We start from the raw sequence: 13,422 nt of genomic DNA on the forward strand, positions 1-13,422 counted from the left end.
TTTTTAGAGATACTACCCCATTTGGAGGCTATAATTACCCCATTTACACAGCCTGGGCTTACATTTCCATGCACTCGCTCACACCCGAGTACCTCGCCGCGCTTCGCTTCGATGGCACCCAGGCCGCCACGTTGCGCACGCTGGGCGAGTACCAGGGCAAGCAGCAACTCTACGCTGCGCAGTCGCCCGAAGCCCTCAAGGGGCTACGCCAGATCGCGGTGGTGGAGTCCACCGAGTCGTCCAACCGGCTGGAAGGTGTTGTCGTAGCGCCCTCGCGGTTGAAGTCTCTCGTCATCCGCAACGCAACGCCAAAGAGCCGTTCCGAACAGGAGATCGCCGGCTACCGTGATGCCCTGGCGCTGATCCACGAGTCTGCCGCGCACATGCCCTTCAGCGAGGGCGTAGTGCTGCAACTGCACACCCTGCTGTACCGCTATATGCCGCAGGCGGGCGGGCGCTGGAAGGCTACCAACAACGACATCATCGAGCGTCACCCAGACGGCACTTCGCGTCTGCGCTTCCAACCAGTCGCTGCGCACCTGACGCCGATGGCAATGGCCGATCTGACCCGGTACTACGCGACCGCACTGGATCAGCACCTGGCCGACCCCCTGGTACTGGTGCCGCTGGCGATGCTCGACTTCTTGTGCATCCACCCTTTCCCGGACGGTAACGGTCGCATGTCCCGCTTGTTGACCTTGCTGCTGCTCTACCACTTCGACTATGTAGTGGGTCGCTACATCAGCCTGGAACGCATCTTCGAGGACACCAAGGAAGGCTATTACGAGACGCTGGAAGCCAGCTCGCAGGGCTGGCACCAGGGGCAGCACGACGTCAAACCCTGGCTTGATTACTTCTGGGGTGCTTTGCTACGGGCCTACCGCGAGTTTGAGGAGCGTGTCGGCACCATCGAGCGTGGCCGCGGCAGCAAAGGCGACCGCGTGCGCGCGGAAGTCCTGGGACGCACTCTGCCGTTTTCGATTTCCGAAATTGAAGAAGCTTGCCCGGGCGTGAGTCGGGACATGGTGCGGCTGGTGCTGCGGGCGATGAAATCAGAAGGATTGATCGAGTCAACAGGCAAAGGGCGTGGCGCAAAGTGGCTTCGCACCAATCAATCGGGTGAGAAATGAGTACTCAAAGAAACATTATCAGCCATGGCATTCGCGACAACCACACCCGTGGCAAGGTCGCCGACTTTCTCGCCGAGAAGATGGCCGCAGGCAGCCGCCTCTCCGTGGTATCCGCCTACTTCACCATCTACGCCTACGATGCGTTGTCCAGCCAGCTTGATGAGATCAACCATCTGAACTTCCTGTTCGGCGAACCCCGCTTCATCGCTTCGCTCGACCCGGACAAGACCGACAAGAAAGCCTTCAAGATCGAAGACGAAGGCCTGGAATTGGCCAACCGCTTGCAACAGAAGGAAATCGCTCGTCGCTGCGCCGCATGGCTGCGCGACAAGGTCGATATCCGCTCAGTCCGCCAAGCCAACCTCTTGCACGGCAAGCTCTATCACATTGACGATGGCCGACGTGAACACGCCCTGCTGGGCAGTTCCAACTTCACCCGGCGTGGTCTCGGCCTGTCCGACACGCCCAACATAGAACTGAACCTCGTTGTCGATGGCGACCGCGACAGGGCCGATCTCAAGCAATGGTTCGATGAAATCTGGGGCGACGAAAAATTGGTTGCCGACGTCAAGGCCGATGTTCTGGGCTACCTGGAGCAGCTTTACGTTGATCATGCGCCGGAGTTCGTCTATTTCAAAACGCTCTATCACGTCTTCGAGCGCTTTCTGTCCGGGCAGGAAGCCGACGCCGCATTGTTCGACCAAACCGCCATCATCGACACTGACATCTGGAAGGCCTTGTTCGACTTCCAGAAAGACGGCGTCAAAGGCGCCATCCACAAGATCAACCAACACAACGGCTGCATCCTGGCCGACAGCGTGGGCCTAGGTAAAACCTACTCGGCATTGGCGGTCATCAAGTACTACGAGTTGCGCAATCACCGCGTGCTGGTTCTATGCCCCAAGAAGCTGCGCGACAACTGGACCGTCTATCTTGCCCAGAACAACAGCGAACTCAACCCCTTCCTCAAGGATCGATTCGCCTACACAGTGCTCTCTCACACCGACCTGTCGCGTGACAGCGGTCGCGTAAATGGCATCGACCTGGCAACGCTTAACTGGGGCAACTTCGACCTGATCGTTGTCGACGAATCGCATAACTTCCGCAACAACACCAAAGGCAAGCGCGACGAAGATGGTAATCTCATCAAGAAGAGCCGCTATGAGCGGTTGATGGATGACATCATCAGGTCTGGGGTCAAGACCAAGGTGTTGCTGCTGTCCGCAACCCCGGTCAACAACGACCTCAAAGACCTGCGTAACCAAATCTACTTCGTCACCGAAGGGCGTGATACCGCCTTTTCGCAGAGCTTCGGCATCAACAGCATCAAGGACACGCTTACGGTCGCCCAAAAGACCTTCATGGAATGGGCCAGGCGCTCAGGCGAGCGGGATGCTCGTGACCTGATGGAACGGCTTTCAGCCGGATTCTTCACCCTGCTGGACGAACTCACCATCGCCCGTTCGCGCAAGCACATTCAGAAATACTACAAGTCGTCGATGGCTCAGATCGGGCAGTTTCCGAAGCGCAGAAAGCCGGAGTCCGTGTTTTCCGAAATCGACCTCAAAGGCCGCTTCCTCTCTTACGACAAGTTGAACGACGAGATCGACAACTACCAGCTTTCCATCTTCAAGCCGTCCAAGTACGTGCTGGAAGCGTTCAAGGCGCAGTACGAAGACCATCGCGTCCAGAACTTCAGCCAGGAGAACCGCGAGAAATTCCTCATCGGCATGATGAAGGTGAATTTCCTCAAGCGCCTGGAAAGCTCTGTGCGCGCCTTCGCCATCACCATGGAGCGCACCGTCAGCAAGATCGAAGACCTGGAAGAGCGGCTCAAGCAGTTCCTGCAACATCAAGCCGAGATGGCGGAAGACATCCAGCCCGATTTCTTCGCGGAACCGGCAGAAGAAGACGAAGAACTGGCCCAAGCCTTCCAGGCCGGTACCAAGCTCAAGTACCGCATGGAGCACATGGACGTGGCCTCCTGGCTGGCCGACCTGGCCACCGACAAGCAACAGCTTTCGCTGCTGGCCGACGCCGCCCAGGCCGTCGATGCCGCGCGCGACGCCAAGCTGGCCGAACTCAAGCGCCTGATCGAACACAAGGTGCGCCACCCCAGCACTAACACGCTGGGCGAAGGAAACCGCAAGGTCATCGTGTTCTGCGCCTTTGCCGATACCGCTGCCTACTTGTACGAAGAACTGGAAGACTGGGCACGCAACACGCTAGGCATTCACATCGCTCTGGTGTCCGGCGGCGCACGCCCCAACCGCAGCACCTTCGGGCAGGCCGAATTCACCCGAATCCTCACCAACTTCGCCCCCCGCGCCAAACAGCGGGCCAAGATGAAGTCCATGCCGCAGGACGGCGAAATCGACCTCCTCATCGCCACCGACTGCATCTCCGAAGGCCAGAACCTGCAGGACTGCGACTACCTTATCAATTACGACATCCACTGGAATCCGGTGCGCATCATCCAGCGCTTTGGCCGCATCGACCGCATCGGCAGCCTCAACCCGGCCATCCAGCTCGTCAACTTCTGGCCCACGCCGGATCTGAACAAGTACATCAACCTCAAGAACCGTGTCGAAGCGCGCATGGCGCTGGTAGACATCGCCGCCACGGCGGAAGACAACATCCTGCAAGCCGAAGACCTGGAAGACCTCATCAAGCAGGACATGCGCTACCGCGACAAGCAAATGCTCCGGCTCAAGGACGAAGTGCTGGATCTGGAAGACTTCAACGAGTCCGTCGCACTGGGTGAATTCACGCTGGACGATTTCCGCATCGAGCTGGCCACCTACATCGAGGCCAACCGCGAGAAGCTGGAAGAAGCGCCCTACGGTCTCTACGCCGTGGTACCGCCGCACGCGGAATACAGCGCCATCAAGCCCGGCATCATTTACTGCCTGAAGCAGCGTATCGACGCCGCTGGCAACGAAGCAGTGAACCCGCTGCAACCCTACTTCCTCATCTACATCCGCAGCGACGGCGAGGTGCGCTACAACTTCACCGCGCCCAAGCAGGTGCTGGAAATCTTCCGCGCCGTTTGCCAGGGCCAGAACGAACCGCACGCCAAGTTGTGCAAGCTGTTCGATAAAGAGACCGTCCACGGGCAGGATATGAGCCGCTACAGCGGCCTGCTCGACAAGGCGGTAGCTGCCATTGCCGCGCAGTTTGGGCGCAAGAACGCAGGAAATCTCTTTTCAGGGCGTGGTGGCAAGCTTGCCGATGCGGCGAAGCAAATCCAGCAAACCAACGATTTCGATCTCATCACCTGGCTGGTGATCAAGGACGTGAACAATGTCTGACAACTCCGCCCTTCGCCAATCCATTCAGGACGCACTGCAAAACCTCGCCAGCCAGTCGCTGGCAACAGGTGCCATCACTCTGCTCAACACCTTGGGCTACAGCAGCGATAAAACGGCAGAACTGGGTAGCACCGCAGAAGCGCTGCTGAGCAGCATCGAACAGTTTCGTCCTGAACTTGGCAGCATCAACCGCGCCAAGGTGCATGCCAGTCGCTGGAAGTCCTGCGCTTTCCTGTTCCAGCTCACCAACGACGAGATTCCTTCTCTGGCTCTGGGGCAAGCACCTGTAGGCTCAGATGGCAAGCTGACACAAGGCCAGATCGAGTCCTTCGTCTTTCTTGCCATCGATCTGCAAGGCGAGGGTTGGTCACGCAGCCAACTGGCAACCATCGCACGCGAGTTGAACAAGCGATTCCCCATGCCGGCCATCTTCCTGTTCCGTCAGGAAGAGCTGTTTTCACTCGCGGTGATCGACCGGCGGCAAAACCTGCGCGATGCCAACCGCGACGTCATCGACAGCCGCATCACCGTCATCAAGGATGTGCGCCTTACCGCACCTCACCGTGCGCACATAGACATCCTGGCCAGCCTCGCCTTGGTGAATCTGGGCGACAAGCGCCGGCCCGGCAACTTCCGCGAGCTGTATGACGCCTGGATCGACACGCTCTCCACGCAGAAGCTCAACAAGGATTTCTATCAACAACTGGCTTGGTGGTACATGTGGGCTGTCAAGGAGGTGGAATTCCCAAAGGGCGGCGGGCCGGATCGCAATGCCATTGGTGTCATCCGCCTGCTTACGCGCCTGATCTTCGTCTGGTTCATCAAAGAGCGCGGTCTGGTTCCCAATTCCCTGTTCGAGCGGGAAGCATTGCGCGGCCTTCTAAAGCAGGCGCCCGATACCGCGCCGGATGAAAGCAACTACTACCACGCCATTCTGCAAAACCTGTTCTTCGCCACTCTCAACCAGGAGATGGGCAATGACCGTCGCTGGGCCAAAACCGGTAGCGGCATGAAGGGCGACTACCTCATCTCGCTGGTCTATCGTCATCAGGACGCCTTCAAGCACCCTGAAACAGTGCTGCAAGACTACTTTGCCCACGTACCCTTCCTCAACGGCGGCCTGTTCGAGTGTCTGGACGAACAACTTACGGATGAGGAACTAGCGCGCCGTCCGGAACTGAAAGAGCTTGTGGTGCGAGAAGGTAAAGGCTGGGTACTGCGCATAGACGGATTCTCACGTCGCCCCGATGCCCAAGCCAAATTACCGAACAAGCTCTTTTTCGGCGGCACGGATGATGCGGCGCTGAACACCGAGTTCGAGACCAAGGGCAGGCGTTATCCGGTCAAGGGCCTGATAGACCTGCTCGACAGCTACAAATTCACCGTGGACGAGAACACACCGCTGGACGAGGAAGTAGCGCTTGACCCCGAACTGCTGGGCAAGGTATTCGAGAACCTGCTGGCCAGCTACAACCCGGATACCCGCAGCACCGCCCGAAAACAGTCCGGCAGCTTCTACACACCGCGAGAAGTGGTGGACTACATGGTGGATGAGGCGCTCATCGCCTATTTCACTCGCCATCTGCCCGATGGCGAACAGCGCGAACAGGATTTACGCCAGTTGCTCTCCCATGTCGACACGGAGCACGCTTTCAGCGAAGCAGAGGCCGACGCGCTGGTGCTCGCCATCGAGCAACTCAAAGTACTCGATCCTGCCTGCGGCTCTGGCGCCTTCCCAATGGGCGTCTTGGCCAAGCTCTTCGTGGCTTTGAAAAAACTCGATCCTGACAACCACCGCTGGCGCGACCAGAACCTGGCCCCGCTGCAACAACGTCTAGCCTTGGCGAAGAAAACACCCGACCCCGTGCAGCGTGATGCTGAAATCGAAGATGCCGAAGCCGCGCTGGAAAAGCACAAGAAAGACTTTGCCGACCCGGCCTATGCCGACTACACCCGCAAGCTCTATCTGATCGAGAAGTGCATCTTCGGCTCGGACATCCAGCCCATTGCCGTGCAGATTGCCAAACTGCGCTTTTTCATCGCTCTTATCGTCAGCCAGCCCATAGACCGCAGCGAGCCCAACTGGAATATCACCCCGCTGCCTAATCTTGAAACCAAGATCGTCGCTGCTAACACCCTGTTCGGCGTGCCGCGCCACGGCGCGCAAGGCTCGCTGCTGGATGACCCCGCCATTGCGGAAAAGGAGGCCGAGCTGCGTGATGCCAACGCCGCGTACTTCACTTCCCGCACACGTGCCACCAAGAAACGCCGCAAGGAAAAGGTGCAGAAGCTGCACGAGGAACTGGTGACTTTGCTCAAACGCGATGGTTTCGTCACCGCCCGTGATGCCGAGCGCATGGCGCGCTGGGATCCGTTTGACCAGAACCGCTACGCCGGCTTCTTTGACGTGGAATGGATGTTCGGCATGCCACGTGCGCAGGACAACTCCGAAGCGGTGTTCGACATCGTGATTGCCAACCCGCCCTATGTGCGGCAAGAGGAAATCAAGGAGCTCAAGCCTCTGCTGAAGGATGTTTACAAATATGAGTGCTACACCGGCACGGCGGATTTGTTCGTCTATTTCTACGAGCGTTCTGTTAAGTTGTTGAAGCCGCAGGGCGTACTTTCGTTTATCACGTCCAACAAGTGGTTTCGTACCAAGTATGGCGAAAACCTGCGCCTGTTCATGGCTACGCATACGCGGCTGAAGAGCATCATTGATTTCGGCGATGAAGCAGTATTCACGGCGATTGCCTATCCAACCATTGTGATTGCCACGCGGCGTGAGAAGCCTCTGAATCCGCCACCAGACTCTGATCAGGTGCGCGCCTTGAATTGGACGCAAGAACACCCAGTAGAGGAGTTTCCAGCAGTTTTCCAAAGTGCAGCTTTCGACGTGCCGCAAGCAAAGCTGGCAAAAGCCAGTTGGCAGCTTGAGCCTGCGGGAAAACGGCAACTTTTGGAGCGTGTGACCAGCTCGGGCACGCCCCTGAGAAAGTATCTTGGCTCAAGGGTTTCGCGTGGCATCACGACCGGACTCAACGAGGCGTTTGTCATTGACGGCGAGACACGAGCAAGACTGATTGCGGAGGACGCAAAATCTTCGGACATCATCAAGCCGTTCATGCGCGGGAACGATGTGAAGCGGTGGCGGCCAAACTTTGATGACAAATATCTGATCAAGATCGAATCTTCAGACAATGTCCCGCATCCTTGGAGTGGGAAAAAGGACACCGAGGCCGCGAAGGTGTTTGCAAAGTGCTATCCGGCTATTCACGCACATTTTGAAACCTACCGGCAAGCGATGATTAACCGCTACGACCAAGGAAAATATTTTTGGGAACTGCGCGCTTGCACTTACTGGCAAGAGTTTGAACAGCCAAAAATTGTTTCGACGAAGGTGTCTATAGAGCCAACGTTTTCACTGGACAACAAAGCACATTATCTGGGCAACACGGCCTATTTCATTCCGGCAGGTGATGATCGACTGTATCTGTTAGCGCTGTTGAACAGCAGCGTGTCGGCCTACTACGCCAGAGGGCGCTTTGTCGGAAAGCAGAATGGTTACTACGAGGTGCAGCCGGATGCTCTGGAGGCTTTCCCGATTCCATCGGCAACCGTGCAGCACAAGGCGGTGCTAGGCGTCGCAGCCAACTGCGTTTTGGCGACCAGTGACCCGCAATACGAGCAGCTCATCAACGGCCTCGTCTTCGAGCTGTTTTTCCCAGATGAGCTGCACGCCGCAAATATTCGCCTGTTCGATGCCTGCGAGAATGCCGGCGTCGGCAAACTGGCAAACCTCAAGGACAAGGCGCTTGTCACCGCCTCCACGGAGCTGGCCGGACGCATCTTTGCCACCGACCACCCCATCTACGCCATGCTTTTCGACCTGCAAGCCCTGGAAGTGGTGCGCATCATCGAGGGCAAGGAATGAGCGCAGAGGCCACCGACATTGCGCCACCGCCCGCCGCGCCTGTGCCCTTGCGCATTAAGCGCCTGGCGCTCACTGACTTCCGCGCCTTCCCCGGTCCAGCGCCCGCGCATTTCGATCTGGATGGCAAGAACCTGCTGGTGTATGGCGAGAACGGGGCGGGCAAGTCGTCGGTCTTTCATGCGCTTTCCGACATCTTCTCGCTCAAGCGAAGCAGAAGCCTCCGCGTCTACAAGAATGTATTTTCAGGAGAACCGGAAACGAGCTGCGCGGTTGAGGTTGAGTTCAACGATGGTGCGCCAAGTGCAAAGTGGTTCATGCAGGCAGGTTCAGGCGCGATCGGAGCCGCGCCGTTCGGTAGCCACGCCATCGGCGGCGCAACGTCGGCCCGTGAGCGACACCCCGCCACAGTTGCAGGGGGTAACGACACACGTGTGACGCAGGCTGCTCTGCGCAGGGCTGCACTGGACTATCGCGCCTTGCTTGATACCAACTACAAGCAGGGCGATGGCGCAATCAATCTGTTCGACATCGCCTTGGAAAAACTGCTGGTCGACTTTCCAGTGACGGTGGCTGGCGGAACAACGCAAACCATTGGCGAGTTGTGGAGGGCGGTGGAACAAGCAAAGCCAGCCAAACATACCAAGACCGCGTTGACTAAGGTGAATCAGGCTTGTGCTGATTTCAACAGTGGTTTCAATCAAGCCTTGGTCGCGCTGCATCCGCTGGTTGGCGCTTTGCTTGGCGACTTGATCGGCACGGATGTCGCCGTTGCTCCGTTTGCGTTCGGCGGCGTGACGTATACCGCAGCCTACTACAAGCGTGATCGTGAAATTGCTGGTCGCTCACTCACATTGAGCGTGAGCTATCGTAACCATACGCTTTCTATACCTCAGCACTTTTTGAACGAAGCACGCCTCTCTGCGCTTGGTTTGGCTATCTACCTCGCCGGTCGGTTGGCTTGCACGCCTACGGCCAACGCCACGGCCTTGAAGTTGCTGGTGCTGGACGATGTGCTAATTGGCCTCGACCATTCCAACCGTCTGCCGATGCTGGATGTACTCAACACGAAGTTCGCCGATTGGCAGATCGTGCTGCTCACCCACGACCGCAACTGGTTCGACCTTGCGCGTTCGCACCTGCCCGATGCCAACTGGAAGTGCGTGGAAGTGTATGAAGGCAATGGCGCTGCAACAGCCCCCATCCCCATCGTTCGCCCCACACAGAACAGACCGGCACGCGCTCTGCTAGACAAGGCCAAGGAACTGGTTCAGACGCCGTATGTGGAGGCCGCCGCCAACTATGCCCGTCAAGCATTCGAGCTGGGTGTTCGCACGGCCTGCGAACTGAAGAAGATCGAGATGCGCTACTGCACCGATCCCAAGGCACATCAGGCGCAGGACTTTCTGGACAAGCTGAAGCAATGGCCCGGTTCCGCAAGCGTATCCAAAGCTGATTGGGATGCAGCGCTCGCGCGCTTGGAAATGCTGAAGAACGTGGTCATGAACCCCTACTCGCACCCGAGCGCCCCCAACATCCCCAAGCAAGAGGTCGAACAGGCAATCGCTGCTGTTGATGACTTCTTGAAGCTGGCAGCGAAGAAATGAATAAATCTGCACTAATTCTATGGCTGCGCGGTACGACGGGTACTTGGCGTAACGATGTTGCGAGCAGCTACAGCAGGCTGATGAAAATCTAGAAGTAGCGCCAATAAGGACACTTGAATGATCAAGACACTGACGGGACCACAATTTTCCAGCACCTTCTGCTTGAGGCCTGAGCAGTTTGCCTGGTTCCTCGGTGCCGGGGCTTCGGCCGCAGCCGGTATTCCGACCGGCTATTCAATGATCCTGGACTTTAAGAAGCGCTTGTTCTGCCAACTATCCAGGATCAGTCTCCGTGAAGTAGATGCCAACGATCCGCTATGGCAACAGCGCATCGACTTGTTCTTCAGCACACGTTCGGAGTTGCCGGCACCTGACGATCCCACTGAATACGCAAGGGCTTTTGAGGCGATATATCCGACTGCGGCAGACCGCCGTACCTGCATAGAGCAGGCGGTCACCAGAGGTACACCGTCCTTTGCCCACCGCGTACTTGCCGCACTGTTGACAACCCGCCGGATTCCTTGCGTATTCACGACCAATTTCGACCAGTTGGTCGAGACAGCGACCACCCTGACCGACCAGTTGGTGCCAGCTAACGAGCGCGCAAACATGACGACTGCCGCCATTGACAATGCCGAGCGTGCCGAACGCTGCCTGCGGGAGTCAAGCTGGCCATTTCTAGCCAAGCTGCATGGCGACTTCCAGTCAGTTGAACTGAAAAATACGACCGAAGAGTTGAGGGAGCAGGATGTTCGGATGCGACGCGTTCTCGGTGCCGCCTGCGCACGTTTCGGGCTTGTGGTAGTCGGCTACAGTGGCCGCGACGAATCGGTCATGGCTGCGCTAACCGAAGCATTGGCGCAACCGAATGCCTTTCCAGGCGGGATTTATTGGGTAACGCGTTCGGCAAGCTCTGTTCTGCCTGCTGTCAGTGAGTTACTTGAGAAGGCTGCCCAGTCGGGTGTGACAACAGCGATTGTCGAATCGCCCACGTTCGATGAATTAGCCGGAGACATCATCGACGGAATAAGCCTGCCGCCGGTTTTGTTGCAGCATGTTCAGGAGTCGAGACCGACCCAGATACTGGCAGAGCTGCCATTACCTGCTCGGGAGCAGCGCAGTTTTCCAGTGCTGCAGTGTTCGGCGATCCCGATCCTCTCTATGCCCAAACAGGCGCGTCGTATTGAGATCAATACCGTAATCACGACGGTTCGTGCCCGGGAGCTGGTTCGTGATGCGAAAGCAAGGGCTGTGGTAGCCAGTGTTGGTCGTGAAATCGCCGCTTTTGGTTCCGACGCGGAATTGCTTAGGGCGTTCGCACCTGTCGGAGGAAAGATCGCTGGAACCATTGACCTTCATCCCGATACCGATAGTTGGGCGCTGGGATTGCTTTACGACGCCTTGACTTGGGCAATTAGCAGAGGCAGGCCCTTGTTGCCGCGCTTGAGGCGCAAAGGGCATGCGATCATCGTGGCAAGCGGCCTGCCAACGGATAGCCCGGAACGGGTGGCAGCGCGCAAAGAGAAGTTGTCACACCTCCGGCAAGCGTATTCAACACCGTTGTCGGGAACGGTGGAGGGGTACGGCTATCCCTTCAGCGAAGGGGTGCAAATTCGGCTGGATTGCGTGGCGAATCGCTGGTGGTGTGCATTCGAGCCGTTTACTTATGTTGAACTGCCTCGCACGGAGGCCGGTGATGGGGCGAGTCATGACGAAGGCGATGACAACGTCGCATCTTTCGTGCGCCGTGCAAATCCCATCATGGATTGGCAGCGTGAACGATGGGCAGGACGACGAAACAAGGAATGGGCACGAATCATTGCGGGATGGGCGAAACTCTTGCCGGGCAGTCACGATGGTGTCGTCAAAGCCATTAGCCTCAGGGAGGACTCAGGGCCAGGGCAGGATGCGGAGTTTCGACTGTCGCCAGTGACTGCGTGGAGCCGGCCAAGCCACGACCATGATTATTTTCAACGGAGCGGGCGATGAGTGCAGACTATAGCGCATCGAAGTTGCCGCCCTTCTCTCTGCTGGAAGAGCCGCTGCTGACCTTCAATACGGAAGACACTTCGCTGGACGTGAACCCCTTGCGGGGAATCGTTCAGCATGGTGCGTACAGTAGTTCGATCTTTCCAACTTACACACCTGAACTTCGTATTGCGACGGTAGGCCCGGTCGGTGGCTGGAACAACCTTCGCACATTGGTCAATACGCTGCGATCCAGCCACGCGCCTTCAGATCGAAAACAGTATGTACCGGCGTTCCGTGGCTTCGAAAATACATTCAATGTTCCTCTGGTCGCTGCCAAAACCGGAGAAGCGCATGTCAAGCTGCCGGATGATGTTGGGTCTTTGGGGCCGGAAGGCCCGCCGCATATCCGTTTACTGCACGCGTTGCGTACGGCGATGCAACGCCTGGCATTGGTACGTGATCACTTCGATGTCGTACTGGTACATCTACCGGATGCTTGGCAGATTGCATTTCGTACACCTGGCTTTGATGCGCACGATGCACTCAAGGCAATAGGTGCGGGGCACGGTATTCCCACCCAAGTCATCAACGATCGCGTTTTCACATTTGGTTATAAGGCTTCATTGGCGTGGCGTCTGTCCATTGCACTCTATGTAAAGGCTGGCGGCATTCCTTGGAAGTTAGCTCCATTGAAGGGCGTCCCCGAGAATACGGCATACATCGGATTAGCCTATGCACTGAGGGGAAATCCGCAAGAAGCGCATTACGTGACCTGCTGCTCGCAGGTTTTTGATGCTGATGGCGGGGGCATGCAGTTCGTCGCCTTCGAGGCGCGTGATCCCGTCAAAGACGTTGATGAGGCGCGCCGAAATCCATTTCTTAGTCGAAGTGACATGCGTGCGGTGCTTGCGCGGAGCCTGACCCTTTATCAAAGTCGTAATGGAGGCATGCTGCCACGCCGTCTGGTCGTCCATAAGACCACATCGTTCAAGCCAGAAGAACTGGAAGGTGCGTTGGATGCGCTCTCCGCTATTCAGGAGGTTGAGTGTGTCGAAGTGGCCAGCAACGCCGGATGGCGAGGCGTTTGGTTGCAAGAAAGCCGCAATCCCACGCCGCAGAGGAAAAGTGAGCCTGATGGTTACCCTGTGCCGCGAGGCGCAGTGATGCAGCGTTCGGGGAAGTCAGCGCTAGTTTGGGTTGCTGGCAATGCACCTCGTGCAGCATCTCGTGGCGATTATTACCAGGGTGGAAAAAGCATTCCGCGCCCAATCAACATCGTGCGATACGCGGGCATCGGGCCGATTGAACTGACTGCATTCGAAGCGCTTGCTCTGACAAAGATGGACTGGAACAACGATGCGCTTTACGACCCAGTTCCGGTCACGATTCGGTATTCACAACGGCTGGCAAGAACCATTGCGAATGTCCCAACACTGCCAGGAAATGCTTACGCATACCGGTTGTTTATGTGA

6 protein-coding genes are annotated in these 13,422 nt (G+C 57.4%); all 6 read left to right on the plus strand.

All coding sequences use genetic code 11. The features are described from left to right. Nucleotides 1–68: 68 nt before the first annotated feature. The 6 genes from CR159_RS10390 (at nt 69) to CR159_RS10415 (ending at nt 13,422) form a co-directional block, all read left to right on the plus strand. A complete protein-coding gene (locus CR159_RS10390) occupies nt 69–1,130 on the plus strand; it encodes a Fic family protein (RefSeq protein ID WP_102073881.1) in 1,062 nt (353 codons plus the stop codon). After that, nucleotides 1,127–4,441 carry a helicase-related protein gene (locus tag CR159_RS10395; RefSeq protein ID WP_102073882.1) on the plus strand — a complete coding sequence of 1,105 codons (3,315 nt, stop codon included), beginning with the start codon at nt 1,127–1,129 and terminating at the stop codon, nt 4,439–4,441. The genes CR159_RS10390 and CR159_RS10395 overlap by 4 nt, the downstream gene beginning before the upstream one ends. After that, nucleotides 4,434–8,375, plus strand: coding sequence for an Eco57I restriction-modification methylase domain-containing protein (locus CR159_RS10400; protein ID WP_102073883.1), 3,942 nt, complete (start codon nt 4,434–4,436; stop codon nt 8,373–8,375). The genes CR159_RS10395 and CR159_RS10400 overlap by 8 nt, the downstream gene beginning before the upstream one ends. 47 nt (nt 8,376–8,422) lie before the next feature. Then, nucleotides 8,423–9,979, plus strand: a complete 1,557-nt coding sequence (locus CR159_RS10405; RefSeq protein ID WP_143705456.1) for an AAA family ATPase — start codon at nt 8,423–8,425, stop codon at nt 9,977–9,979. A 117-nt stretch (nt 9,980–10,096) separates the two neighbouring features. Further along, nucleotides 10,097–11,968, plus strand: coding sequence for an SIR2 family protein (locus tag CR159_RS10410; RefSeq protein WP_102073885.1), 1,872 nt, complete (start codon nt 10,097–10,099; stop codon nt 11,966–11,968). After that, a complete protein-coding gene (locus tag CR159_RS10415) occupies nt 11,965–13,422 on the plus strand; it encodes an argonaute/piwi family protein (protein WP_102073886.1) in 1,458 nt (485 codons plus the stop codon). The genes CR159_RS10410 and CR159_RS10415 overlap by 4 nt, the downstream gene beginning before the upstream one ends.

The organism is Pollutimonas subterranea, assembly GCF_002849655.1.
Classification (GTDB): Bacteria; Pseudomonadota; Gammaproteobacteria; order Burkholderiales; family Burkholderiaceae_B; genus Pollutimonas; species Pollutimonas subterranea.